Below are 26,155 nucleotides of genomic sequence, written 5' to 3' on the forward strand. Positions count from 1 at the left end.
GGACGACGCGCATGTTTAAATATGGCAAAAAAGCTGGCTACATGGGTATTGCGCTGCTCGTACTTGCGGTGATTCCGCTGGTGGTTGCAGCGTGTGTTATCCCCAACATTGGCCCCGAGGTGGCAACGAAGTTTAACGCAGCCGGCGAGGTGACGCGCTGGGGTAAGAGCTACGAGCTGCTGGCACTGCCGGTGCTCAACCTGCTGCTGAGCGTGGCGACGTACTTTACGGCGGGACGCCAGGCAAAAAACAACGAGGACTCCGCTGTGATGGCACGCCTTGCGTGCGAGCGCTACCTGCGTAACGGCTGCATCACGGGCGTGTTCCTCAATGTAATCAACGTCTACTTTATGTATTCGGCGATTACTGGAACGGGCTTTGGCTTTGGTTTCTAGCTTGTCCTTTTAGGCAACGAGCCTGCACGCATATTCAATGGCTGCTGTGAGGCCGCCGCTCGATCGTGGTTTAAAGACCATGTCGGCGGCGGCCTCGTTTTCGTATCCGGCGCCGCGAAGAGTGAGTGCGATACCGGATTCCAGGAGAAGGGGCAGACCGTGTTGGCTGGTTGCGATTACGACAGCCTGATTGAGCGAGCAGCTGTGCGCTTGGCATTGGATGGCAAGTTCACCTTGCGCCGGGCAAGGGACCAGAACGGCGGCGACGCGACTTGATAGCAATGCAAATGCTGTGCGCTCATCGGGCGAAAGGCATTCTGCTTCAACGATGACGAGCTTGGGCGGCGCGCAGTTTGTGCGAAGCGTGGCTCGGTACATGCGGACCGAAGAACCCGACATAGAAAACTCCTGTGTATTCGGCAAAACGTAAACTATAGTTTACGTTTATGTTCGGCTCCATTTCAAACTCGGCTGCATGGACGAACGTGCGAAACAGATTCTTGGCAGGCGGGTCGAAGAGACACGCAGGGACCTTGGTATCTCCAAGGTTGATTTTTGTGTGGCGACAGGAATCAGCCGACCCTACCTCGACCGAATCGAAGATGGGACGGCAAATTTCACGCTCAAGGTTCTATTTAAGATCGCGCCCGCACTCGGCATGACGGTGTCAGAGCTTCTTGAGGGTATCGAGTAGCCTTTTTTGCTAGATTTGCCGCTTGTTGAACGGGTCCCCCCGACGGCGGCGTGCAAAAACGCGAGTATTCAGCATCCCTCAATAATTTGACGGCAGCCGGGGCCACAAATACGACGCGTAATGTTTTGGACTATCCACAAAATTCAATAATATGAGGAATAACAAGCGCGCGGAACGAGTCTTTCGAGTCGAAAGGCAATTTACAGCCAGCGGTTTTAACGTTCCCGGAAGGGGCGGATGCTGAAAACTCCGCTTTTTGCACGTTCCGAGGGGTACCACGTGCCCTACAAGGCCCAAAGAGGCGGATTTTGTTTTAGCTACGCCATCGGGATACGGTCGTGGTTGACTTGGCTGTAGAACAGGCGTTGAATCTCTGCCGCATCACGTGACTGGCCGAGTGCCCACATGGTTTTGGCCACGAGCGTCTCGGTTGTCATATCGTCGCCGCGTAGAATGCCCGGATGGTCGGCGTAGGCACGGCCGACCTCATAAACACCCAAATCGAGGCCCTCCTCGGGGACCTGTGTGGTCATAACGACGGTGCGACCCGAATTGACCCAGCGGAAAATTGCCTCTTGGAATGACTCGCCGGACTCGCCAAACTCGGGGATACCGCCAATGCCAAAGGTCTCCAGAATCACGGCGTCGTAGCTATCGGCAAGGGCGTCAAGGATACCCGGGTTTACGCCGGGCGTCAGCTTAAGGACAAACACGCGCGGGTCGATGCTATCGTAGAAACGCACCGGGTTTTCGCCCTGATGCGTGCCGTGAAGCCCGTTGCGCACGATGCGGTCGTTGCGGATGTAGGCAATGGGCGGATAGTTGACGCTAATGAACGCGTTAAAGCTCATGGTGCGCTGCTTGCGGGCGCGCGTACCGGCAATGGCGACGCCGCCAAACACGATAGAGACGTCGTGCGAATGCTCATCGAGCGCATAGAGCAGGCTCTGGTACAGATTGAGTTTGGCGTCAGTAAAAGGGTTGCCCATGGGCTTTTGCGAGCCGGTGAGTACGATGGGCTTGGGACTGTCCTGAATCAGATAGGAAAGCGCTGCCGCGGTGTAGCTCATGGTGTCGGTGCCGTGCAGAATCACGAAGCCGTCGTGGTCGGCATAACCCTCGACGATGACGTCGCGGATACGCATCCAGTCACTCGGGCGCATATTGGTGCTGTCGATGTTCATGGGCTGCACGACGTCGAGCTCGCAGAGGCCCGAGATCTCGGGGACGCTCTGGGCGAGTTCCTCACCGGTCAGGGCGGGGGAGAGGCCGTTGCCGTCCTCGGTCGATGCGATGGTGCCGCCCGTGGCGATGAGAAGGATGCGCTTCATGCTGGTATTCCTATCGTATTTGCCGCCACAGAGGCGGAGTCGTTCGGCAGTATTGTGTCACAGGGCGTCCAATGTTCAAACGTATTACATCATCTGCAACGTTTGGTAACACTTCAATTGCCGTCTAATAGGGGCCCAGGTCGTGCGTTTGCCGTGCGCTGATGGCTGTGAGCGACGAGAAACCCCCATATAACGTGTACACTATGAAAGATATTTTCGTTCATTCACGCGGGTGGGCACCGGCTCCCCGCCAACAAGAGGGGGAACCATGGATCAAAAGGCTTCCGCAAAGGTCCTCGTACTCGACTTTGGTGCGCAGTACGGTCAGCTCATTGCCCGTCGTGTCCGCGACCTCAACGTGTATTCCGAGATTGTCCCCTGCGACATCTCGGCCGACGAGATTCGCGAGATGAACGCCTCCGCGCTCATCCTTTCTGGCGGCCCGGCCTCCGTGTATGCCGAGGACGCTCCGTCTATCGATCCCGCCATCTTTGACCTGGGCCTTCCCGTCCTGGGCTTTTGCTACGGCCATCAGATCACGGCCGTGACGCTCGGCGGCAAGGTCGGCCACTCCGAGGTAGGCGAGTACGGCCGCGCCACCATCACGCGTACGGCCGGCGCCAAACTCTTTAACTCCACGCCCATGGAGCAGACCGTGTGGATGAGCCACCGCGACGCCGTGTCCGAGGTGCCCGAGGGCTTTACCGTTACCGCCAGCACCGACGTATGCCCGGTTGCCGCCATGGAGTGCGTTGAGCGCAAGATTTTCACCACGCAGTTCCACCCCGAGGTCAAGCACTCCGAGTATGGCCAGCAGCTGCTGAGCAACTTCCTGTTTGAGATCTGCGGCCTGGAGCCCAACTGGAGCATGGACAACCTGGTCGAGACCATGACGGCTGAGTTCCGCGAGAAGGTCGGCGACGACCGCGTGATTCTGGCCCTGTCCGGCGGCGTCGACTCCTCCGTCGTGGCTGCGCTGGGCGCCCGCGCCGTGGGCAAGCAGATGACCTGCGTGTTCATCAACCACGGCCTGCTGCGCAAGGGCGAGCCCGAGCAGGTGGAGGAGGTCTTCACCAAGCAATTTGACGTCGACTTTATCCACGTTCATGCCGAGGACCGCTACGCCGAGCTTCTGGCCGGCGTGACCGAGCCCGAGGAGAAGCGCCGTATCATCGGTACGCAGTTCTGGAAAGAGTTCTTCGCCGTGGCGCAGCAGCTCGAGACCGACGGCAAGCCGGTCAAGTACCTGGCTCAGGGCACTATCTACCCCGACATCATCGAGTCCGGCGCTCGCAAGACGGGCGGCAAGACGGCCACTATCAAGAGCCATCACAACCTGATCCCGTTCCCCGAGGGCGTGCACTTCGACCTCATTGAGCCGCTCGACCACTTCTTTAAGGACGAGGTCCGCGCGCTTGGTCTGGCGCTGGGCCTGCCGGGTCACATCGTGTTCCGTCAGCCCTTCCCGGGCCCGGGTCTTGCCATCCGCATCATCGGTGCGGTCGACAAGGAGAAGCTCGAGATCCTCAAGAATGCCGACGCCATCGTGCGCGAGGAGCTCGACGCCTACAACCAGCGCCTGTTTGAGCAGACCGGCGAGCGCAACTCCGAGCACAGCTGCTGGCAGTATTTCGCGGTCCTGCCCGACATCAAGTCCGTTGGCGTTATGGGCGATGAACGCACCTATCAGCGCCCAATCATCCTGCGTGCCGTCGAGTCCAGCGATGCCATGACCGCCGACTGGGCCAAGCTGCCCTACGACGTGCTGGCCCGCATCTCGGGCCGCATCGTTGCCGAGGTTCCCGGCGCCAACCGCGTGTGCTACGACATCACGTCCAAGCCGCCGGCGACCATCGAATGGGAATAGTTGATATCTAGCGTTTCCGAGCCCCTGACCTGCACAAACAGGTCAGGGGCTTTTCGTTTGGCAACCGCTGGACAATCTTTATGGTTTCGCGCCCCGTGAACAGGGGACGTAGCACTGTTCACGTCTGGGCCCATATCGGCACTGATCATTGCCCGCGCTGCTTCTGCTTGCGCTTCAGCTTCCGCTGCTCGAGGCACGTCGCCCGGAGTTCCTCGCCAGAGGAGAGCTGGCCGTTCCTTGCGAAACCGTGAGACCACCTATATCCGCTTGCTGTGGGCTTGCTTGAGCCAGTTCCTCTTGAAAGAGCCTATACCTCCGAAGAACTTGTTGTACGTCTCACCGTTCTCCTTGGCCTCGTACTTGACCAAGGCAAGTTCGATAGTGCAGAGGTAATCCGCCACTTGCTCGAGGCGGTAGTCGGTCATCGAGGTTTTACGGCGTCGGACGACTCCTTTTGAGAGGACCTTGCCCACCGAGCGGTCGAGCGCCTGCTTGACAATGTCCTGACCGTTGTCGTAATAGACCTTCACATCGTCGAAGGACTGGAAGAAGCCCAGGTGTTCAATCATGGCGGAGGAGATGTCGCGCCCCATGCGCTCCATTAGCCTTGCCGGGTCTTCGAACTGGCTGCGGCGGTAGACGAACGTGATATAGGAAATGGGAAGTTTGCGGACGAACGAGGAGAAGTAGGCGAGCATCACCTTGCGCTGCTCGATGTTAAGAAACTCATAATCCTTGTGCCCGTTCATGAGAGGCTCGGAGTGAAACGGAATGTTAGGGAGATCGGCCCAGGCAAGTTTGGCCTCATAGCCCGTGACCGCCTCGGCGATGCTGTCTGCCTGGTCGTGAAAGACGAGTGTGAGCAGGTAGTAGCGAGCTTTGCCGCCGCGGTCGCCGCTCTCGTCGACGAAGATGCTGAGTTCCTTGGCCAATGGGGACTCCTAATGGAATGGATAAAAAAATAGCCGGGGGACTCCCCCGGCACTTGGAGGTAGCTTAATGGGCCACCAATAACCTTATAGCATGTGCTGGCGGTGAGTGCAAGGGGGGCGAGCCGGTACATTGCGTCGCGGCTTATGCGCAGCATCGCGCACACCTCATCGGCGCCGAATATCGCGTTGGTCGATGCGATGAGCCTCACCTGGCTCCTGCTAATGCTCTTGGTCATGGTCGTCCTCGAGCTCCTTTCGTCTCGAGGCTTTCTCGCATGCCTGGCCGCGGGCGGCTCCCGGGGCGGTCGCCGCCGTCATTTCTTGCCGCTCCTCGACTCGATGTAGGCGTCCACGGACGCCCTCGAAACCAGGAGCTTCCTGCCGAGCCTGTAGGAATCGATCTCTCCCGACCAGATGAGGTCGTACGCCTTGTTTCGGCTCGCCCTCATGTACTCCTGCATCTCGATCACCGTCATCCATTCGTCGCGATCTTGGTTGCCCTCGGGCGCGGCGCATTCGGCTGTGCGTGCCACGGTTCCTCCAATCTTCCCGTGCGGCACCGTGCGGGCACGCTGCACGACACCGTGTGCCTTTTCGTCTGCACGACGATTGAACCGCCTGATGGCGATTGGTGAGCACGGCAGGAGCGGAGACGGGTCGAAGTGGGTCGAGCCGGTCGGGTCTCCATGAAACGGCCATGAGCCGCGTGCCTTAGCTCGCAGCTAAGTCCCTGAAAAGTAAAAGGCGCCCATGCGGGCGCCTGCCTAGTAGCTGGAGTTGTTCGGTTGTGGTCGGAATGCTCGTCTTCCGCGGTGCTGTCGTCCGGGGTCCGGCATCTGTCGTTCGCCTCTTCTGTCGTGTTTGATGTTGCGTGTTCTGCGAGCGACCTTGTGCAGGTTCTTCAACCCGTTGCCCCAGGTGCACCCGGATAAATGGTACCCATCCGTTGGGACACGACCTGCTGTGGTTGTCATTTCGGACGAATGGGAGCAGACGAACGGCGCGAGGATGCGAGCCGAATTCGAGTTAGTCAATATTGGCTTTTGAATCGGACCGATTGGGATTGCCTCATTGCCGGCAGCTCTTCGAGTCCAATCGTGAAATAGCTGCATCCAGTGCGGCTTTGTAGCCCTCTGATGCTGCTTCGTAATCTTGGATATAGGATTCTAGGTCGGAGGCGACGGCATTCGGGAAGCTCTCGACCCACCGTTTCCCCTTAGGCTTCGCCAGCCTCACCGCGCCGTCCATCCCGAATAGCCACCTGTAAAAGGTCGGAGACGGCATCGCGCTGACGCAGGCGTAGCCGATGACGTTTCTTTCGTCGCTCTCGTCGATGTGACAGAATTTGAGGTCGTGGCCGAACCTTTCGTAAACGTACTTGGCATGAGTGCCGGATACTTCCAGGAACAGCTTTCTGGCGGTGCCCGAGCCGAACATGTCGACCCGCTGGCGCGTGTCCGCGACCACGCGCGTCCTCAGCGCCTCTACCTTATCCCGATCCGACACCGGTTTTCCGGTGACAACCGGGTCCGCGATATCGTCTAGTCGGTAGAAGTAGGGACTGGGGGAACCGCCTTCGTCGATATGCATGCTCTCGAGATAGTAGCGGCCGAAGCTGAACACGATCGCCACCGGGTCCTCCTCGTACGGCCCAATCTTTACGGTCGATCCGTTCATCAGGTGAACCTGCTTCTTGAAGGCGAGCCTTTCGTTCATGCGGATCGCTCGGGATGCGGCATGGAGGACGTTGAAAATCGCGTCGGTGTCCCTGCCGGCCTTGCGGTCGACGAACACGGTCTCCACGCTTTCGTCGACGTCATAGTCGGAGGAGAATGCGAGCACCTTCGAGGAGATCTTGTCCTTCCGCCCCTCGCCGATGAAGGAGCTCGTCCCCAGCACGTCCGAGATGAGGATCGCCTCCTCGGATGACAGGGGTTTGTTTACGGCCCTGAACCCGACGTTCTCGCCGTGGCCAGGTATCGCCATGCGGATTCCCATGGGCATGCTTTCGCTTATCTGGTGCAGGTCCTTGAGAATGGCGTTCTCCGACGTCGGCCTCTCGGAGCAGATGCCTATGACGCGCGCGATTTCCGATGCGGATATGCCCGTCCTCTCATCGGTGAAGCGGACGAGGAGGTCGAGGACGGACAGGATCCTGCTTCTCGATGTGCCGCTCGCCGCGAATCCGGCTTCCTTTAACTCGGAGATCTCCTCCTCGGTGAATGTCCTAGACATTGCAGGTCCTCCATAAACAACTTTATTGCCTATGAAATTGTAGGCAATCCAAACCAGTCAGAGGAGACGAAATTCCGATGGCGGTTGAAAATAAGGGTCGAAGCAATGGAAGAGAGAGTAGGGAGCCAACTATGAACGACGCCGGACGGGCGGTGAACGCCCCGACGATTTCGTCAGCCGATGCCGTAGCGGAGGCGGCGTGCGATAACGGAAGGAGGATCCTCGGCTTTTCGCCGGAGCAGCTGATCGCCGCTTGCGGTCTGGCCTTGATGGGCATCGCTGTTTTAGTCGGGTCGAACTACAGCCTCTCTATCGCCAAAGGTGATTTCAGGCTTGATCTGCGCCCTGCGTGCTAGGCGATGCGCCCACGCGGAAGCAACAACCGCTGTTGTGGGACGCGGCGTCGTCGACGCGTGACGCGCCCCAAGGAATTAACTCTCGATTCGAATGATAGGAGACGATATGGAATGCAATGATTTCCCCGAAGTTGGCACCAGGTTGACGTACGGGGAGGCGATCCCCGTTTACGATCGCTTCGAGCGGTCGATGCTCGAGAAGGCGTACGGGGCCGGGCTCCTGCCCGCGGCGGGGCTGTACGACCTGCTCTGGCAGCTTGAGTCGCTCGCGCAGAAGTTCGGAATCGAGGGCAAGGGGGGCCTTCTCAAGGCTCAAGAAGGAGATTCGGTCGTTTTCGAGCGAGAGGACCGCTCTGGCGAACGGGGTGAACGGCGAGAGGTTCTACCTTTTGCAGAACCAATCGGCGCTCAAGCAGCATGATGAGACTCATCTTTTCAAGGTCGGAATCGACGGAAACAAGCTTGCTGATGACCTCGACGAAGCTCTCGAGCTGCTTTCGAAAGAGGCCTCAAAGAGCGACGAGTACGGCGATACGTATTCGCGCGACTGGATGGAGCGAGCTTCCGACAAGCAAGAAAAAGACCCTTTCTTGAAATGGGCCGGAATCGGGTTTTGCGCGATGATGGTCTGCCTCGGAATCTCGATGCTCGTCCATTCGGTCTTCCAGATCGGCTTCTGCTCCAAGTGGTTTCTCTGATGCGGAAGCTGGCAACTAGGACGACCGTCGTTCAGGTCATCAACTCATAGACGCGTCAACGTGGGGCTTCTCGTTTCGTCGATAGATGACGGAGATGTTTGACCTGCGAATTTGCCACCAGCGTGCAAGCCACGGCGCTGCCTCACCTGCGGTTACGGACTGGTGGCTTGCGCCCGGGAAGGCATGAACCCTACGGACATTCCTCGCGCTCCCGCCCTTAAAACCGGCCACGATGGTCTTTAGGGCGGGAGCGCGAGGTCCACGCCCTGGGTTCGAAGTCACTCTGCGCTCGTGTCCCCAAGGTAATTTCCGTCTCTGTAGATGACCTTTTGAGGCCCCATGAGCTTCAGCCCCTCACCGCAGATAATCAGCATCCCTTGTTCAACCAATGAGGGAAGACGGTCAGTTGGGTACGAGATATCGTAACGCTTATGCGATCCGATTCTCTTGAAGTACACACCCGAGAACGATTGGGCTTTTCCATATCGGTCGGGATCGGATTCTTCGTCGTCGGGGCAAGCAAACAAGGCGGCCTCGGGGGAATCGTCGCCATCGAGATAAAAAACGGGAAACTCAAGAGGATTGCCTTTAGGAACGGCCGCCGATGCCACGTAGTTGCAGAGCTTCCACTCCTCGCTTTTCTGCACGCAATCGCTTTCGATGCCGAGGAGGCTTCGCATTTCAGTATCGATGCTGTAAGAACCTAGGACTAAGTAGAAAGCCAAGAGGACTGACGACCGGGCGCTTTCCATCTCGGTCCAATCGTAGAGATTGTCTTTGTGAGCAATGCCGTTCCTCATCGTTCGAGCGCTTTGGAGTGCGCGAATTATCGACTCGTACGTATCCTCGCTTATCGCCGTATCGAGAAGGTCTTCATTGCGGCTGTACAGCTGCTGCTTCTCGCAAACATAGTCGCCGAAGAACCTTGTGAGCCTACCGAGGTCTAAGACATATTCGAAACCATCCGTGAAAAGCTCATCGTTGATTTCGATTTCTCCGTCCTTGACTTCTATGTGTCGCGATTTGTCGGGAACGCCATCTCTTTTCGCAGGCAGGTAGTAAGGGTTTTCTCCGAGCTTTTTGCCGTAGTAAATACGCCTACTCTTCGATTTCGAAGTCTTATGTATGGCGTAAAGAAATCTGTACAGGAATTGTTCGAGCGATTTGAAGTACTCCAACGCGATGGGGGCGAAATCTATGCATCCTGCATGCGTTAAAGAATCCCTTAGCCATTCTGCGGTCTGGAAGCTTACTGCGAAATCCGTGTCACCGGTCAACGCCGAGTATCTGCCGTCTACGACAAAGCTCTTGTCTATGGCCATTCTCTGTTCGGACCCCAATTCCACGTCTGGTTTGTAGCCGATCAGACGGTCTCGGATGTCTCTCCTGAAATGGCCCATGCGCAAATGGTTAAGCGATTTGGTTATGCTCAAGCCATAGTAGGAACGCGCTTTCTGCCTAAGCTCAACCACAGCCTCCTCGAATTTGTCGAACTCCTCTTGTGGAAAGAACAGGCGGAAGAACTCTTTAACCGAGATGTAGGGCGTAGCGTCCTTCACCGACTCGTAATTGAGAACCTCCCTCTTCGCTCCGTCCATAACCAAAGAGACGTAGGTGATTTTCGATACCCCAAAGTTTTCCCTCAGCGAATCCTCAAGCTCTTTCGGGAGACTCTGGTCTAATCCAGGTTCCTTGAATACAAAAACGCTCGGGGAGCCATCGACATCCACCTTGATTATGCGGACCACCCTCTTGCTCGCTTTGAGGACGGTCGGCCCGGCTAGGCCGTCTTTTGGGAGATATTGGTAAGCATCGCTTCTGCGAACGCGGGCACGTAGTGTTATGTATCCATATTCTGTAAGAAGCATGGAAATCGACTCGCAAATCAGTCGATACATGCACTCATTGGCTCTGTCCATGATGAAGGTATAGTTAAGCCGTTCGGACCCTGAGACATTGCATAGATTTTCAGGTATTAAAGAGGTTCCTCCCCTCGACTCGGAATAGCCGCTTTCATCCCTCCAGCCATCTCGAATTTTCTTCAACTCGCTTAAGCCTTCTCCAAGAAGGAATTCTTTGTAGATCGGTTCGCTATTCATCCAATACCTCGTTTTCTCTGCGTGTTTACAGCCTTGCACGAGCGAATCGCTCCCATAGGCGTATCGCGGACCGCATATGAAAAAGGAGGCTACGGAGGCGGGCCAAAAGTGCTGGCTCGGGCCATGCCGCCGTCACCTATATTTTCAGGCTCCATTGCCTGCGTTGGATGGCATTATCTCACCGCGTTGCCTCGGGAGCCATCCCGTGCGGCGGACAAAGGCAAACCCAGGGGCAGTTAGTGGAGAAGCCGCTATTAGGCCCCTAATCGCGAAAGCGGTTCAACTCATGAGTAAGCCACCTGAGACTACTCACTTTTCCCACGAATGGCGAAGGGTCGCGACCTGGGGTTTTGCAAATGGCGCGCAAACCACCCGCGCTGATTCACTTACTATGGCCGGGAGGTCAGCAAAAACAGTTCTTTGTCAGAAAGGATTTACGAGGTCTGCGCCGAGAGAGACAGTCTAAAGGGAAAGGTCAGGGACTACGAGCGGGTCAGGCGGGCCATTGGCACGGAACAGGCGGACAGAATATTAGAGGCCGCTTACCAGCAGGAACAGGCTGAAAAGGAACGGAAACGGGCCGCAAGGCAAAAAACAAGGGTAGGCGCACGGTAATCACCAAAACCGGAGGGTGTTCCAGTGAATGCCCTCCTGATTTATTTGGGGAATCGGGTAAAATAATTTCTTGTTTTTAGAGCGTACTATGATATACTGTTATTATCTTGATTTGAGGAGTCTACCAAATATGCGGCAAGGTAATCTTAAATAAAATTTGATAATGGGCGCAAAAATGCTTGCCCCTTGCAGGGGCTTAGTTTTTGTACCCAATTTAAGAATACTTTTGCCTTTTTAGTAAATATCGTGACGGACAGCGGCTCATGTAAGCCGTCATACTTCTGTTTGTCCGAAGTCATGATCCCCAGCGGTAAAAGTATTAGCCGCTGGGGATTTTTGCGCCCATTTGGGCCTTGTATGGAGGATAGACATGAACATTATCAATATCGGGATTCTTGCCCATGTAGACGCTGGAAAGACAACCTTGACGGAGAGCCTGCTATATGCCAGCGGAGCCATTTCAGAACCGGGGAGCGTCGAAAAAGGGACAACGAGGACGGACACCATGCTTTTGGAGCGGCAGCGTGGGATTACCATTCAAGCGGCAGTCACTTCCTTCCTGTGGCGCAGATGTAAAGTCAACATTGTGGATACGCCCGGCCACATGGATTTTTTGGCGGAGGTGTACCGCTCTTTGGCTGTTTTAGATGGGGCCATCTTGGTGATCTCCGCTAAAGATGGCGTGCAGGCCCAGACCCGTATTCTGTTCCATGCCCTGCGGAAAATGGACATTCCCACCGTTATCTTTATCAATAAGATTGACCAAACTGGCGTTGATTTGCAAGGCGTGTATCAGTCTGTTCGGGATAAGCTCTCCGCCGATATTATCATCAAGCAGACGGTGTCGCTGTCCCCGGAAATAGTCCTGGAGGAAAATACCGACATAGAAGCATGGGATGCGGTCATCGAAAATAACGATGAATTATTGGAAAAGTATATCGCAGGAGAACCAATCAGCCGGGAAGAACTTGCGCGGGAGGAACAGCGGCGGGTTCAAGACGCCTCCCTGTTCCCGGTCTATCATGGCAGCGCCAAAAAGGGCCTTGGCATTCAACCGTTGATGGATGCGGTGACAGGGCTGTTCCAACCGATTGGGGAACAGGGGAGCGCCGCCCTATGCGGCAGCGTTTTCAAGGTGGAGTATACAGATTGTGACCAGCGGCTCATCTATCTGCGGCTATACAGCGGAACGCTGCGCCTGCGGGATACGGTGGCCCTGGCCGGGAGAGAAAAGCTGAAAATCACAGAGATGCGTATTCCATCCAAAGGGGAGATTGTTCGGACAGACACCGCCCACAAGGGCGAAATTGTCATCCTTCCCAGCGACAGCGTGGGATTAAACGACGTATTGGGGGACGACACCCGGCTTCCTCGTGAAAGGTGGTGCGATGCCCCCCTCCCCATGCTGCGGACGGCGATCACGCCGAAAACGGCAGCGCAAAGAGAACGGCTGCTGGACGCTCTTACGCAAATTGCGGATACTGACCCGCTTTTGCGCTACGAGGTGGATTCCATCACCCATGAGATCATTCTTTCTTTTTTGGGCCGGGTGCAGTTGGAGGTTGTTTCCGCTTTGCTGGCAGAAAAGTACAAGATTGAAACAGCGGTGAAGGAACCTACCGTCATTTATTTAGAGCGGCCGCTCAAAGCAGCCAGCCACACTATCCATATTGAGGTGCCGCCCAACCCATTTTGGGCATCCATCGGGCTGTCTGTTACGCCGCTCCCGCTTGGCTCCGGTGTACAATACGAGAGCCGGGTTTCCCTGGGATACTTGAACCAGAGTTTTCAAAACGCTGTCATGGATGGTATCCGTTACGGGCTGGAACAAGGCTTGTGCGGCTGGAACGTAACGGACTGTAAGATTTGCTTTGAATACGGACTTTATTATAGTCCGATCAGCACGCCGGCGGACTTTCGCTCATTGGCCCCGATTGTATTGGAACAGGCATTGAAAGAATCAGGGACGCAGTTGCTGGAACCTTATCTCTCCTTCACCCTCTATGCGCCCCAGGAATACCTTTCCAGAGCTTATCATGATGCGCCGAAATACTGTGCCACCATCGAAACGGCCCAAGTAAAAAAGGATGAAGTTGTCTTTACTGGCGAGATTCCCGTCCGCTGCATACAGGCATACCGTACTGATCTGGCCTTTTACACCAACGGGCGGAGCGTATGCCTGACAGAACTGAAAGGGTATCAGGCCGTTGTCGGCGAGCCGGTCATCCAGCCCCGCCGTCCAAACAGCCGCCTGGACAAGGTGCGCCATATGTTCAGTAAGATTACTTGATACACCACAGCAAAGAAGGTTACAGAATTATGTAGAGCTCCACATAATTCTGTTGCATTTTCCAGCCTCTTGTGATACTATTTTGATACTAAGAAAATTGACAGCCGAAAATAGCAGGTAAAATATTAGCAAATTTGCGAATATTTTACCTGTAAATTCAAGAGAAATACTTCCTCATATACTTGAATTTGTCGAGTGGGAGTAGGCTGATAGGGTTCTGACCTGCACTTTTGAGTGACGCACTGTGCCGCTGAGTTTCGTTTCGTACGACAGTCATGGCAAAGCCACCAGCGACGGCGGTGAGTAAAAACGATTTCCTAGCCTCCGTTCCCGCGTTGGGACGGAGGCTTTTTCTTTGGTCTTTTACTCCCTTTCACCTGCTATTTCGCTATTTACTCCCAGTGTTTCAAGATGGCAAAGCACTGGGCGGTATTCGGAGGAATGGGAGTAAGGATTTATCCCAAGTGAGTAGACGTGCGATTTTTGTCCCCGGGCCCCGAAACGGGGACGTTTCGGGGCCCGTGAAACTCAAATCGAACTCAATGGGCGGCACCGACGGCTTCGTGCCGTTCCAGACCTCCGGCGCCTCCGTCCTCAAGCTGGGGGCGGGTGGCGTTCTGACTGACCCCGAGTACGAAGTCCGCACCTGGCTCAACGCCACGCTGTTCGCCGACGGCGAGCTCAAGATCGGGTTCGCCAAGGCCGATGCGACAGGTCGCGAGGTGCTGGCCTCCGACACGCTTTGCGCCAACGCCAAGTACGCCGCGATCCAGGCGACGCCCTGGGCTTCGTTCGGCAAGAGCGTGAAGCGCGTGACCATCGCCGCCGACACATCGAGGGTCGCCAACGTGAACCTGAACTACTGGTTCTACAGTTGCAACGCCCTGACCTCGGTCTCTGGCATGGCGAACCTGCGCGGCGTGGCCTACATGAACCGTACGTTCAACTCGTGCTCCGCGCTCACCGAGCTCGATCTGCGGGGCATGAGTCTGGCGTCGCTTTCTAGCATGCTCTACACGTTCGGTGCCTGCACCGCCCTTGAGCGCATCCTGGTCGATGCCGACTGGGGGCTGCCGAGCGGGTGCACGGGCTCTTCCACGTTCTACAACTGCAAGGCCATCGCGGGTGGCAACGGCACGACCTACGACTCTAAGCAGACGACGTACGCGATGTGCCACATCGACCGCGAGGGGCAGGCGGGCTACCTCACTGCCGGGTAGCGGCTTGGGACTGAGCATAATGGCACCCCTGGCAGCTGCGCAGGCGCCCTTCCTGCGCTGCTGCCAGGGGTGAGCGCGCCGCCCCCGTGGTGTGGGTTAGGCGATGGGATGCGGCGGCGTGTAGCGAGAACTGCTTTACTCCTCGATTTCGGAAGATAGGTGAACCTTCCCCTTTATTTGAGGCTTCTGCTTTTCGATCTGGCGATAAAGCCTGTTGTACTCGATAGCCCACGGCCTTTCGATTTTTCGCAGAGCCAGAAGGTTCATGTGGCTAGTCGTATATGCCCTTGCCTTTTCTTTGGAAAAGCCTTCGTACATCGTCAGGTATCTTGCGAAATCACGCTGGAAGAATCCTTCGTAGCGTTCCTGCGACAACAGCTGCTCCGCTTCTCCTCGAGGCAAATCCCAGTGTTTTTGCAACAGGCCCAGGATTGCTTCCGTGGATGCAGGAGTCTCGTTAAGAGCCGCTACAGCTCTCAAGAGACTTTCGTCGTACCCCTCCTCGTAAAGCCGGCTTTCCATTTCTACCTCCCGTTAGCGACTCTTTCGAACAATCGTTACTGTGCTTTTTCTTATTTTACCTCGCTTTTTATAGCAGCGATTCAGCTACCAGCTGATTTGTGACCGCAGCGGATGATGGGGCCGTTGAAGTTGGTCCATGTTCTGCTGGGAGGTCCTTGTGGAGTCTATTGCGGTGGCGCTCATCGGCGTCGTGACGCAGGTCGGGGTGATCGCGTCGAACTCGCGAAGCCGCGCGGTGATGGAGCTCAAGATTGACGAGCTCGCGCGGCGCGTTGAGAAGCACAACTGCCTCATCGAGCGCACCTACAAGCTCGAGCAGGACATGGCCGTGGTCAGGCGCGACGTTGACGCTCTTGAGGAGAGGAGCGGCAGATGAACCGTTTTCTGACGAGCAACGAGCGGCAGTGGCGCTTTATGCGCACGGTCGTCCAGGGCGTCCTGGGCGTCGTAGTGGCCAACGTCGACCTGCTCATGGGCGTGGCCGTGCTCGACCCCACGCGGCGCGCGCTGTGCGTGGCCATGGTGATGGCCGTGCTCTCGCCCGTTATTGCCGAGCTGGGAAAGGCGGGCGATTCCTATGAGTGAGTACGCAAGCGAGGAGGAGCGCTGGGAGGAGTTGCGCGAGCCCGGCTGCGAGCCCGACACGCCCAGCGACTTCAAGCCCGAGGAGGGCGAGGACGCGGGATTCAAGGAGGTCAGCGCCAATGGGGCATAGCATCCTGTTCAAGCAGTGCGGCAGCGACCGCATGACGCGCAGGCGCTCGCACGCCATCGACCGCATCGTGATCCACTACACGGCGACTCTGGCGTCGGCCCGCAACAACGCGATCTACTTCTCGCACAACGAGCGGCAGGGGTCGTCCGCCCGCTACTTCGTGGGCGACATCACCGACGAGATCTACCAGAGCGTGGCCGAGGGCGACACCGCCTGGCACGCCGGCAACTGGCTCATGAACTGCCGCAGCGTCGGCATCGAGGCCGTGAGCGCTAGCGAGGACTACAGCGAGGTCGAGGCGGGCAAGCTCGCCTGGCTCGTGCAGACCCTCATGAAGCGCTACGGCATCTCCGAGGGCGGCGTCATCCGCCGCTACGACGTGACCGACAAGATCTGCCCCGCGCCCTACATCGCCGCCGGGCGCAGGGCGGCCCTGCGCCCGCGCATCTGCCGAGGCGCCGGGTCTTCGGACACCGTGGCTGCGGGGTCTTCCGGCAGTGGCGGCTCTGCGCCCTCGGGTGACGTGGCGAGCCTGGCGTGGCGCGTCATCAACGAGGAGTTCGGCAACGGCGAGGCGCGTAAACGGGCCCTGGGCTCGCGCTACTTCGAGGTGCAGGCCGAGGTGAACCGGATTCTCTCGGCGGTGGTTCCGGCGGTTCTTCTTCGTCCGGCAGTGGCGAGGTCGACATCGACGCGCTGGCACGCACCGTCATCAACGGCGACTACGGCAACGGCGAGGAGCGCAAGCGACGGTTGGGCTCCAACTACGCCGCCGTGCAGCGCTGTGTGAGCCAGATGCTCTCGTGAGGCGGTTTCGCGAGGAGCTGGCGGAGGGCTGGCAATCGTGGCTTGCATCCCTGTGTTGCTGGCGGCGGCCGTTCTCATGCCAATCCCTTGGATGCTTGGATTGATATACAACAAATAATACTTTTTGATGAGAGGCGCAGGTCAAGTTTGGACTGCGCCTCTTTGTTTGGACGGTCGGGGGGTTACGAACAATCCTGAACGGAGCGCTTCCGAGCGTTGCGGAGTGTAAGAGACGATTTTTAAAACAGCATATTCTACCTGCGGTTTTGTTGATTATCGTTCTGAACCGTTTTGAAGTGCTCTATGGTCTCCGATTAGCTCGCGGCTAAGTCCCTGAAAAGTAAAAGGCGCCCGTGCGGGCGCCTGCCTAGGACCGAGATTCGTTCGATTGTGGTCGGAATGCTCGTCTTCCGCGGTGCTGTCGTCCGGAGTCCGGCATCTGTCGTTCGCCTCTTCTGTCGTGTTTGATGTTGCGCGTTCTGCGAGCGACCTTGCGCAGGCCTACCGGCCCGTTGCCCCAGGTGCACCCGGATAAATGGCACCCATCGGTTGGGACTCAGCTTATCGAAATCGAACTATATGGGAGCGAGCGGAAGGGTGAACGGCCTAGGGTGCAACCAAGATGCCGTCTATCGTATCGTTTTCCCTAGACGAACGCAGGCCTGCGCTGCATTAATGAATCTACACGGAGTCGTTGAGAAGGTCTTCCAGCATCGGGTCTATTCCGCTGGTGATAATATCCTCAATCAGATGCTGGGCATGGAAACGGTTGATTTGCCATGCTACATATGAAAGCGTTTGGCAGGCACGCTCCTTGATGTCGTATGGCGCCTTGCTTAAAACAATCGACTTTGCGATGTCGGCAAATGGATCGTGGTCTTCCCATGTCTTGCAGACTTGCGTCATGCTCTGGTCGATAGCATCCATGACAAAGGCCGCATTGCCGTTGTCGATTTCCGTAAATTTGACAACCGTTTTAGCGAACGCGGGGTTTGACGCTACCCGTGAGCACAGCTGCTCATCGGTCATTTCGAGAATCCATTCGGCAACCTCTCCGTCGAGGATTCCCCGTGCTGCCTTTTCCGCAAGTTTCGTTTCCCGGTCCGCATCTGCTATCGAAGACAACCTTCGCTTTATCGCGCTCAAAAACTCTGCCGCATCCTGGTATCTTTTCGACGGATCGTCTGCGGTTGCTTTTTCTACCAGCGGTCGAAGACGATGATTCGTTTTTGTCGGATGTCCGGCGAGCACGAAGTTGATAATCCTGCCCAAGGAAAAGACATCGCTCCTTTTGTCCCCATCTTTTAGATAGACAAGCTGTTCAGGTGAACAGTAGAACCACTGTCCATAATTGTTTGTGTTGGTGGTTTGGTAGGATGAAAGTGTGTTCAAGTTCTTTCCAAGCCCGAAATCGGCAATCTTCAGTTGGCCGCTCAGTAGAAAAATATTCGTGGGGCTTAGATCTCGGTGAATGTATCCGCGCGAGTGAATGGCAGCCATGGTGCCAACTATCTGCTCGATTATGGACATCTTGACTTGCTCGGATAGAGGATTGTCCATGAACTCTAGTAGCGTGGTCTCGCCGGCCTCCATCGTGTAGGAGCAATTGCTCTCGTCGAAATCAAAGACACGGAGAACCCCTGGCAGCTCCGAAAGATCATTCATTATCTCGTATTCGCGCTTGAAGCGATGGCGGTTTCTTGCATCAAGGGCTACTTCGGGCATGAGCTTTTTCAGGACTCTGCCTGTTGACTTTTGCCTGAACGCTTCGGCAAAGCCGCCTTTCCCGATCGGGATTAGATCCGAATCAATCACCACAAGCTTCATCTCGCCGTCTGTTCCGACTATCTCAAGCTCGTCGGAGATTAGTACTTGGTTGAACCGTTTCTTCGCTTTGTCCGCCCTTTCTCGGGCTTCGATTTCATCGCAGCCAAAAGTACTGACCATATACTTGAATCCAAGAACGATTGAGAAAAAACGATCGAGACGGCCGCTCGACGCAACACTGGCTATCTTTCCGGCGGCGTATCTCCATCTGGTAGGAGCGTTGCCACCTTGGTAGATGTCCCGGAAGTCAAAATGGTCATTGAAGAATGTCACTATTTGAGGGCCCGACAAGTAGTGGAACAGCTCTCCTTCGTCGCCCACGAACATCTTTGCAATAGATTCGAGCGACCGCTCGCTGAGTAATGGCATCGTTCTGTCCTCCTCGTTCATCTGTCGTCATCCTAGTCACCGGAGTGCATTCTGCCAAGGATATTTGTCTTAATGAGCTGCTATCTTTTTGTGCTCTCCGCTCATATGATTATCCGACTTTGCCTGGTTATTAATGCATCAGAAAATCGACAACCCCGTAGCTGGCATCCTCGTTAGCTCAAAGGATATTATGACGACGAGGCAATCCCGAAGCTGGCGACATCATTCGTGTAATAAGTCTTGTCACGTTTCAGGATTTCACTAACTTATAAGCAAGCCACCCGAGACTACTCACCTTTCCCGCCGATGGCGAAGCCCTGCGACCTGGGGTTTTGCGAATGTCGCGCAAGCCACCTGCGTTAATTCACCTACGATTGCAGCTGGCGGCTTGCGGGTTAAAGGGCGGTTGAGTTTCAAAACGGGCGTTTTCAGCGCTATCGAGCCTCCTAAGGCGCCCCGCTGCGCTCTTTGGGACAAAAACAAAAAATCAAAGTCCTGAGTTTGAAAAAAGTATTTGAGGCTGTCCCAGCTTTTGTCCCCGAAGCTGACGAAGCACGACATGGTGTCACCTGGCGGCACTTGGCTCGAGACGGCACCGAAAACTGGGTGCAACTGGAGTGACGGGACGGCAGAATCGACGCCATCGAGTGGGAGTAGGACGACAGGGTTCTGACCTGCGATTTTGAGTGCCGCACTATGCCGCTGAGTTTCGTTTCGTACGAGAGTCATGACAAAGCCACCAGCGACGGAGATGAGTAAAAGCGATTAAAGAGCCTCCGTTCCCTGCGTTGGGACGGAGGCTCTTTCTTTGCCGTTTTACTCCCTTGTCTCCGTTCGGGGATTATTTCCTGCTCATTTAGGGCTATTCGCGCTGAAAGATTTTGACTAGCTTGGTGTCCTTTATTTCGTAGACAATGTCTGCGACGTTCTCGACCAGCCTCTTATCGTGGGAGACGAACACTATCGTTCCGGCATAGGCGCTCATCATCTGCTCGAGGGCTTCGGCGCTCTTGATGTCCAGGTAATTTCCAGGCTCGTCCATGAGCAAGATGTTGTATCTGCCCAGCAGCATCTTCGCGAGTAGCAGCTTGATGACTTCGCCTCCCGAGAGAACGCCAACGTCCTTTGTCAGGTCGCGCGGTCCGATTCCCATAGAGGCGAGGATGCCTCGAATTTCGGTCATGCTGTACTCGCAACCATTCTGCATGAACGAGATCACAGACTGGCGGGCGTCGAACTTGTAACCTGTCTGTTCGAAGTAGCCGATCTCTGCTTTGGGAGAGATGTTGATACCGTCGGCGCGTCGAACGATTGCCTTCAGCAGGCTGGTCTTTCCTGTGCCGTTGCCACCGGTGATGGCCACTTTGGCACCGAGCGGTATCTCGAATTTCGCGTGGTCATAGAGCACGCAGTTGCCGAAGCTCAAGCTGAAATCATCTGCCGAGATGGGAAATTTGCTGTGCAGTTCCAGGGCCTTGCTCTGGCGGAAGCGCACGGCGCGAATGCTATCTGGGGCCTCGATCCCTTCGAGCGCTTCGAGGCGCTTCTCCATGTTCTTAGCTGCCTGATGCATTTTCTTCTGCTTGGTGCCGGTTGTTTTCTGATGCCCCAAGCGACCTGCATACTCGTTGCTTTTTTTCGCACCCTTCCGCTTGGCGTCGACCTGCCGTGCTTTTTTCCGCTGTTTTTCGATGGCGGCTTCGAGGCGATCGCGCTCGCGCATTGCCTCTTCGTATCGAGTCGCCTGAGCTTTGCGCTCTTCTTCTTTCTGTCGCAGATAGTCGGAGTAGTCACCCCAGAATTCGGAAATACCGCCGTCTTTGAGCTCCCAGATCTTGTCTACCACCTGGTCGAGAAAATGACGGTCATGGCTCACGATGAGCAGGGCCCCATCAAATGCCTTGAGCTGTCCGACGAGAAGGCGGATGCCGTCTTGGTCGAGGTGGCTCGTAGGCTCGTCGGCGAAGATCGCGCTTGCATGCTGGGAGAGCGCAGAGGCAATCTTGGCGCGTGTTTCCTCCCCGCCGCTCATCGTCTCCTGCGCCACTTCGGCGACGTTGAGACGGGAGAGCATCTCGCCGTTGTCCTGAGCCGCATCAAGGTCGAGTTCGTCGAGCTGGCCGATGAGGGCAATGCTGCCGAAGCGCCTGACGTCGGCGTCCGCAATGGTTAGATTGCCGCTCAGGATTTTTAGCAGGCTGGTTTTGCCTGCACCGTTGTCTCCTACCAAGCCGATGCGATCGTAGGGGTAGATTTCCAATTCTTCGATGTCCAGAATATCGCGGCCGGCATATTCCAAAAAGATGTCTTTAGCTTTGACTATGAGTTCCATAAGTTGAACCACCTTTTGTGTATTGTCGTTTTCTGGAAGCGCAGCCATGCCAATAAAGAATCGCTCACGTCGATTTTTCGCCTTTGCCCGATTGCCGGCGTGAGCGTTTTGGCCTTGCGCAAGCCGGCAAATCCGAAAATGATAGTTGGCGGCGAATAAGGAGCGCGATGTGGGATGTCGGCGCAATACCTCGTCGTCGCAAGGGCTTGAAGGCTGACGCGCGAACCGATGGCTGCCGCCTCTTTTTCGAATGCTTGGGCTATTGAATCTGCCCGGAATCTTTTTTCCCCACGTTTCGGACGCTTGGAGCGAGAAGCATCGCCAACGCAAGCAGTGTCATGGTCGCTCCAGAACCGACGGACCACAACGGAGCTCCGAGCAGGTGCGCAAAAACGGAGGGGGCTGCGAGGCCCATGGGCATGGCCCACGCCATAATGGTTCCATAGAGACCAAAAACGCGGCCTAGGTACTCAGGAGGTATCTGCTCCTGCATAAGGGCAGTCTGGGTTCCTGCGTACAGCGGGGAGCATGCGCCCATAAGAAAGCTCGCCGGTAGGAAATCGGCGAACAGCGACGGGCCGAGCAATCCGGATGCGATTGCGACGACGCCGAAGCCGGCGATTGCGGCGACCATGGTGAGCGACCTATTGCGGAACCCTCCCGTGGCCGCCAAAATGCCGGACCCAGCCAGCATGCCTGCGGAGAAAAGGACCTCCACCAAAGCAGCATCCCCCGTGCTACCGCCAAAATGTCCCAAGGTCATTATTGGGAACAATGCCGCGAGTGGGGAGAACGCGAAAGCGAAGACGAACCCGCACCAAAGAATGGCGAACAGCCCCCTGTATCCCCTGATCAGCTTGTAGCCGTCCGAAATCTCAGAGAAAAGTTCTCGAACTTTATTGGAAAAGGACGAGCTGCGGTCGGCTTCGTCGAGTCCTCCTGCGTCTATCTGAGCGGCGAGGACAGCTAGAGAAGCGAAAAGCGCCCCCAGCACGTCGAGGGCAATCATGGCGGTAATGCCCGCCACAGGATAAATCACTGCCGCGAGCGCGGCGCCAAGAATGTATCCGGCGGACTGAATCGCTTGCATCACTCCCGATAGGCGAACGAGATGCTCTGGCGGGGCGAGATGGGGCGTGAGGGATTGGGAGGCCGGCGTGTAGAACGAAGTGCCAGCTGCGCGGAGAAACAGGGCGATGAGTATTGACCACGCAGGTAAGCTGCCGGCCAACGAGGCAATCGCCAAGGCGGCGCCCACCGCGGCAACGAAGAGGTCGGCGCCGATGAGAACACGCTTCAAAGGCAGTCTGTCGACAACGGCGCCCGCAAGGACTCCGAACAAAGCAATCGGCAGAAAGCCTGCTAACGATGCCAGGGAGAGGAGGGAAGATGATCCTGTCGTGAGGGCGATATGCCAAATGAGACCCATTTGGAGAATCGAGCTCGTCAATGTCGACACGAGCTCCCCGCCCCATACGAAACAAATCTTAAATTGCCATGAATGGCACAGCGAAACAGACCTGCGCCGAGAGGTTTCAAACATCATGGTTATGTCCAATCGTGGAATGGCGTGCAAAACAGCGCGACGCCATAACAGCGCCGCTTTTTAGGCGCTCATCCACGTGCGGAAAAGACCAACCACGACACCCCTCCTTCGTTGACTCAGTTCGGCAAACCACGCAATTTTAAGGAGGCTGAAGCTCGTTTGTCAAGGATTGCCTGTCGGCAAGGACAATCCTTTCTGGCCATTCGATCCCTTTTGTATCTTTGGTTGCGTAGGTGACCCGCCAGGGCTATTACGCGTGGAAGAGGCGCCTGCCGAGCTGGCCGATGAGGCGCTGAAGATGGCCCTGGTCAGGCGAAACGATCCCAAGGGATGCGTACATCATTCGGATAGTAAGAATGTTGCCAGCAGGTTTTGCGGCAACCGCAAAGGAGCCGTATCCTGCAGCTGGAATCACGTTGCAGCATCCTGACCCGCATTCCGATTGGCGGACGGCCCGCTTCGGCATCCTGACCAGCACAGCGATCGAGCCTTGTCATTCCTTGGATATGCCGGTTGCTCGGGGCGGTCCCGACGGAGGCCCTCGCCTCCCCGGTCCGTGACCCAAGAAGGGCAAGCATGCTGATCTGCATGGCTGGTTCCTCCTTTATGTAGACGACCATGCAAAGAAGGGACAACCGAGGAGGCAGGTTACTGATGCGGGCTCCCGCACGCCCATGACTACCCGACGGGCTTTTTTTCATCTCCGATGCCCGCATTGCAGCATGAACGAATGTGCCTCGACATCTCTGCTGGCATGGTACGACTGGGATCGCACCTCGACGCATCCTTGCGCATACTGCCTTCCAGGTTTCGAAACCGGGAAGGAGAGTGTATGTGAGCGACGATATCGGCGCCGATTCGACGCTCGAGAGGGAGATTGCGCCGATTCTATCCATCGGGGATGCATTCCCGAAGATTCTCATCACTCGCACGAGGCATGAGCCCCATACCCGGGAGGGCGTGCTCGTGCTGAATTTCGCGAGGTGGCTGCTTGGCGGGTAGGGTTCTGAACGTCGCATTGGGATATCGCGCGACAGGGCACGCAGGGCTGTTTGTGCCCGCACGGGAAACGCCGTCGCCATGCGGGCGGCCTGTCGTGTCCGATTAGCCTTTTGCTAAACAGGCTTACGCCAACTCATGGGCAAGCCACCTGAGACTATTCACTTTGCTTATCGTTGACAAAGACCTGTGGCCTGCGGTTTTGTGAACGGCTCGTAAGCCACCCGCGTCGACTCACTTACTGTTGAAGCTGGTGGCTTGCAGGCTCAAAGGCGGTTGAGTTTCAAAACGGGCGTTTTCGGCGATATCGAGCCTCCAAAGGCGGCTCTCCGTGCCCCTTGGGACAAAAATAAAAACTCAAAGCCCTGAGTTTGAAAAAAGTTTTTTGAGGTTGTCCCAACTTTTGTCCCCGAAGCCGACGAAACGCGACATCGCGTCATTCGGCGGCACGCGTTCCGTGTCGATGCCGAAAACTGGGTGTAACTGGAATGACGGGACGGCAGAACCGACGCCATCGAGTGGGAGTAGAAAATTCCTTAGTTATGGGGATATAAATTTGATTTCCTTTAGGATACACCCCCATAACTATATGAATTGACCTGTTGACTCCAATGAAGATTGGAGGGTTACTGCCAGGGGTGGCGGCCCAGCGAGTGTTATTTTGCGAGCTATGCGCATTGAAGGCGACCTTTCGTGGTATAAACTACTTGCCGGAAGCCGCGGCTTTCAGAGTACGGCTTACGTGTACGTTTAACCTCCGTGGGTGACGGGGTGCCGCAAGGCGTAGAATATCGCCCACCTGTAGGGGCCTGCAGCGATGCGGGCCCCGCTTCGTATGAAGGGGGCGTAACCGATGAAGATCGTATCCATCTCCCAGGATTTCTTCGACCTTGTCGAGGGCGACCGCGAGCTCATGCTTAAGCACAATCGCCCCTGCATCGTGGTGGTGAGGCTGCGTTTCCGCGGGAAGCGCAGGGACTTCGCCGTGCCGCTGCGTTCCAATATCGCCCCCAACGTGCCCAAAGACCAGTACTTTGCGCTGCCACCCCGCCCCACGACGCGCCCCGGCTGCCGCCACGGCATCCACTACATCAAGATGTTCCCCATAACTAAGGCCTACCAGCGCCGCTTCAGGACCGAGGGCTCGGCCTACTACGAGACACTCCAGCGCATCATCGACGGCAACACCAAGCGCATTGTCTCCGAGTGCCAGGTGTACCTAGACCGCTACGAGCGCGAGGGAAGGCCCCACTTCGCCGTCGACATCGACCGTATCGTGGGGCTGCTGGAGGGCGAGAAGTAGGGCACCTCGGCTCAGTCTCGAGCCATGTGGAGTCGCTCCGCATTTTTGAACGCCGCGTGTGCGTCCCAAATACTTGAGAAACAAGCTGTGAAGTGCAGTGGCTCGCCCGTGCCCGTGCATAGCCGTCACCATTAGCGTCTACGCGGCGTCGGCTTCAAGTGGAACTGGCCCCACTGCTGTATATGGTTTGCCTTGCTGCACATGGCGATCAATGCCCACGATGCTTCTGCTTGCGCTTCAGCTTCCGCCGCTCGAAGCGCGCCTCCGCCTCATCCGCGCGACGCCGGCCTCTTGCTTGAGCCGACTCCCGCTTCATCGCTTCCCGCTGTGCTGCGAGCGCCTGTTGTGCCTTGGTGCTCACCGCGGGCCGCTTAAGGGCTTTCGCTGCCTCGCGAGCGCGCCGCTTGGGGTTCTTCGCGGGCTTGCTTGCCTCAGCCGGTTCGCCACCGAAGAATGAGAACTTCTCCCATTTGCTTGTAACGAATTTCTGAATCTCCTCATCGGACGGTTCTGCGCCGAAGACGATGCGGGCGACGCCGTACCTTCCGTCCTCGACGTGCTCCGCCAGCCCGACCCAGAATTGCCCGTCGTGATATACGGTCAGGGTGGACGACACGCTGATCTGCATGGCTGGTTCCTCCTTTATGTAGATGACCATGCAGAGAAGGGACAACCAAGGAGGCAGGTTACTGATGCGGACTCCCGCACGCCCACGACTACCCGACGGGGACTGTGTTTTCATCTCTGATGTCCGCATTGTAGCACGCGTGAATGCGCCCGGCATCGCTGCTGACATGGCGCGACTGGGAATTGCTCCTCGATGCATCCCTGTGCATATTGCCCCCCCCCGGTTTCGAAACTTTAAAAAAATTCGAGTTTCGAAACCGAGGAGGACCGAATGATGGCTTGGGTAGACCGCAATACGTAGGAAGTTTCGCCATCGCCTATGCTGAACATGAGGTCGTCTTCCTCCAATCCGATCAGGCTGACCGAGCAATCAGCA

The 26,155-nt window shown here is 56.5% G+C and carries 25 protein-coding genes; 14 read left to right on the forward strand and 11 right to left on the reverse strand.

All coding sequences use genetic code 11. The features are described 5' to 3' along the window. Positions 1-11: 11 nt before the first annotated feature. Complete coding sequence (locus tag OGM60_02265) at positions 12-395, forward strand: DUF1648 domain-containing protein (protein UYI99631.1); 384 nt, start codon at positions 12-14, stop codon at positions 393-395. Positions 396-404: 9 nt separating this feature from the next. On the opposite strand, the gene OGM60_02270 is transcribed toward OGM60_02265, so the two are convergent. Beyond that, entirely contained in the window at positions 405-794 is a 390-nt protein-coding gene (locus OGM60_02270) for a hypothetical protein (protein UYI99632.1), read from the reverse strand. Positions 795-870: 76 nt separating this feature from the next. Here OGM60_02270 and OGM60_02275 point away from each other — a divergent pair, with 76 nt between their 5' ends. Continuing rightward, positions 871-1,089, forward strand: a complete 219-nt coding sequence (locus OGM60_02275; protein UYI99633.1) for a helix-turn-helix domain-containing protein — start codon at positions 871-873, stop codon at positions 1,087-1,089. A gap of 317 nt (positions 1,090-1,406) precedes the next feature. On the opposite strand, the gene OGM60_02280 is transcribed toward OGM60_02275, so the two are convergent. Next, positions 1,407-2,420 carry an asparaginase gene (locus OGM60_02280; protein UYI99634.1) on the reverse strand — a complete coding sequence of 338 codons (1,014 nt, stop codon included), beginning with the start codon at positions 2,418-2,420 and terminating at the stop codon, positions 1,407-1,409. 268 nt (positions 2,421-2,688) lie between these two features. On the opposite strand from OGM60_02280, the gene guaA reads away from it, so the two are divergent. Beyond that, positions 2,689-4,287, forward strand: coding sequence for a glutamine-hydrolyzing GMP synthase (gene guaA, locus OGM60_02285; protein ID UYI99635.1), 1,599 nt, complete (start codon positions 2,689-2,691; stop codon positions 4,285-4,287). Positions 4,288-4,544: 257 nt separating this feature from the next. Here the strand turns inward: guaA and OGM60_02290 are convergent, their stop codons facing one another. The 3 genes from OGM60_02290 to OGM60_02300 form a co-directional block, all read right to left on the reverse strand. Then, complete coding sequence (locus OGM60_02290; protein UYI99636.1) at positions 4,545-5,219, reverse strand: DUF3800 domain-containing protein; 675 nt, start codon at positions 5,217-5,219, stop codon at positions 4,545-4,547. Positions 5,220-5,533: 314 nt separating this feature from the next. Beyond that, a complete protein-coding gene (locus OGM60_02295; GenBank protein UYI99637.1) occupies positions 5,534-5,752 on the reverse strand; it encodes a helix-turn-helix domain-containing protein in 219 nt (72 codons plus the stop codon). 535 nt (positions 5,753-6,287) lie between these two features. Next, positions 6,288-7,454: a WYL domain-containing protein gene (locus tag OGM60_02300; protein UYI99638.1), complete on the reverse strand. Its 1,167-nt coding sequence runs from the start codon at positions 7,452-7,454 to the stop codon at positions 6,288-6,290. Positions 7,455-7,585: 131 nt separating this feature from the next. Between OGM60_02300 and OGM60_02305 the strand changes: the two genes are divergently transcribed. The 3 genes from OGM60_02305 (at position 7,586) to OGM60_02315 (ending at position 8,508) form a co-directional block, all read left to right on the forward strand. Continuing rightward, on the forward strand, positions 7,586-7,810 hold the full coding sequence (locus tag OGM60_02305) for a hypothetical protein (protein ID UYI99639.1): 225 nt from the start codon (positions 7,586-7,588) through the stop codon (positions 7,808-7,810). A gap of 106 nt (positions 7,811-7,916) precedes the next feature. Next, entirely contained in the window at positions 7,917-8,231 is a 315-nt protein-coding gene (locus tag OGM60_02310; GenBank protein ID UYI99640.1) for a hypothetical protein, read from the forward strand. Further along, a complete protein-coding gene (locus OGM60_02315; GenBank protein ID UYI99641.1) occupies positions 8,200-8,508 on the forward strand; it encodes a hypothetical protein in 309 nt (102 codons plus the stop codon). Before OGM60_02310 ends, OGM60_02315 begins: the two co-directional genes overlap by 32 nt. 278 nt (positions 8,509-8,786) lie before the next feature. On the opposite strand, the gene OGM60_02320 is transcribed toward OGM60_02315, so the two are convergent. Further along, on the reverse strand, positions 8,787-10,607 hold the full coding sequence (locus OGM60_02320) for a hypothetical protein (protein UYI99642.1): 1,821 nt from the start codon (positions 10,605-10,607) through the stop codon (positions 8,787-8,789). A 985-nt stretch (positions 10,608-11,592) separates the two neighbouring features. On the opposite strand from OGM60_02320, the gene tet reads away from it, so the two are divergent. Together tet and OGM60_02330 are read left to right on the forward strand one after the other, a co-directional pair. After that, a complete protein-coding gene (tet, locus tag OGM60_02325; GenBank protein ID UYI99643.1) occupies positions 11,593-13,512 on the forward strand; it encodes a TetM/TetW/TetO/TetS family tetracycline resistance ribosomal protection protein in 1,920 nt (639 codons plus the stop codon). 521 nt (positions 13,513-14,033) lie between these two features. After that, positions 14,034-14,732: a hypothetical protein gene (locus tag OGM60_02330; protein ID UYI99644.1), complete on the forward strand. Its 699-nt coding sequence runs from the start codon at positions 14,034-14,036 to the stop codon at positions 14,730-14,732. 135 nt (positions 14,733-14,867) lie between these two features. Here OGM60_02330 and OGM60_02335 read toward each other — a convergent pair whose 3' ends face one another. Next, complete coding sequence (locus tag OGM60_02335) at positions 14,868-15,254, reverse strand: hypothetical protein (GenBank protein ID UYI99645.1); 387 nt, start codon at positions 15,252-15,254, stop codon at positions 14,868-14,870. Between the two features lie 157 nt (positions 15,255-15,411). Between OGM60_02335 and OGM60_02340 the strand changes: the two genes are divergently transcribed. From OGM60_02340 to OGM60_02355, 4 genes are read left to right on the forward strand one after another with little or no spacing between them, the layout of a single operon-like run. Next, positions 15,412-15,630 (forward strand): hypothetical protein, encoded by a 219-nt coding sequence (locus OGM60_02340; GenBank protein ID UYI99646.1) that lies wholly within the window; start codon positions 15,412-15,414, stop codon positions 15,628-15,630. Beyond that, positions 15,627-15,839: a hypothetical protein gene (locus OGM60_02345; GenBank protein ID UYI99647.1), complete on the forward strand. Its 213-nt coding sequence runs from the start codon at positions 15,627-15,629 to the stop codon at positions 15,837-15,839. The genes OGM60_02340 and OGM60_02345 overlap by 4 nt, the downstream gene beginning before the upstream one ends. Further along, entirely contained in the window at positions 15,832-15,969 is a 138-nt protein-coding gene (locus OGM60_02350; protein UYI99648.1) for a hypothetical protein, read from the forward strand. The genes OGM60_02345 and OGM60_02350 overlap by 8 nt, the downstream gene beginning before the upstream one ends. Beyond that, positions 15,959-16,759 (forward strand): N-acetylmuramoyl-L-alanine amidase, encoded by an 801-nt coding sequence (locus tag OGM60_02355; protein ID UYI99649.1) that lies wholly within the window; start codon positions 15,959-15,961, stop codon positions 16,757-16,759. Before OGM60_02350 ends, OGM60_02355 begins: the two co-directional genes overlap by 11 nt. A gap of 698 nt (positions 16,760-17,457) precedes the next feature. On the opposite strand, the gene OGM60_02360 is transcribed toward OGM60_02355, so the two are convergent. The 3 genes from OGM60_02360 to OGM60_02370 all read right to left on the reverse strand — a co-directional run bounded on the left by OGM60_02360 (position 17,458) and on the right by OGM60_02370 (position 22,850). Beyond that, positions 17,458-18,993 (reverse strand): serine/threonine protein kinase, encoded by a 1,536-nt coding sequence (locus OGM60_02360; protein ID UYI99650.1) that lies wholly within the window; start codon positions 18,991-18,993, stop codon positions 17,458-17,460. A gap of 841 nt (positions 18,994-19,834) precedes the next feature. Beyond that, positions 19,835-21,304: an Msr family ABC-F type ribosomal protection protein gene (locus OGM60_02365; protein ID UYI99651.1), complete on the reverse strand. Its 1,470-nt coding sequence runs from the start codon at positions 21,302-21,304 to the stop codon at positions 19,835-19,837. Between the two features lie 259 nt (positions 21,305-21,563). After that, the gene (locus OGM60_02370) at positions 21,564-22,850 is read right to left on the reverse strand and encodes an MFS transporter (protein ID UYI99652.1); all 1,287 of its coding nucleotides are present in this window, start codon (positions 22,848-22,850) and stop codon (positions 21,564-21,566) included. A gap of 834 nt (positions 22,851-23,684) precedes the next feature. On the opposite strand from OGM60_02370, the gene OGM60_02375 reads away from it, so the two are divergent. Together OGM60_02375 and OGM60_02380 are read left to right on the forward strand one after the other, a co-directional pair. Beyond that, positions 23,685-23,852 (forward strand): hypothetical protein, encoded by a 168-nt coding sequence (locus tag OGM60_02375; GenBank protein UYI99653.1) that lies wholly within the window; start codon positions 23,685-23,687, stop codon positions 23,850-23,852. Between the two features lie 850 nt (positions 23,853-24,702). Continuing rightward, positions 24,703-25,152, forward strand: coding sequence for a hypothetical protein (locus tag OGM60_02380; GenBank protein UYI99654.1), 450 nt, complete (start codon positions 24,703-24,705; stop codon positions 25,150-25,152). A gap of 208 nt (positions 25,153-25,360) precedes the next feature. Here the strand turns inward: OGM60_02380 and OGM60_02385 are convergent, their stop codons facing one another. Continuing rightward, entirely contained in the window at positions 25,361-25,780 is a 420-nt protein-coding gene (locus OGM60_02385; GenBank protein UYI99655.1) for a YjdF family protein, read from the reverse strand. Positions 25,781-26,155 lie beyond the last annotated feature (375 nt).

Source organism: Coriobacteriaceae bacterium, assembly GCA_025757745.1.
Taxonomy (GTDB): Bacteria; Actinomycetota; Coriobacteriia; order Coriobacteriales; family Coriobacteriaceae; genus Collinsella.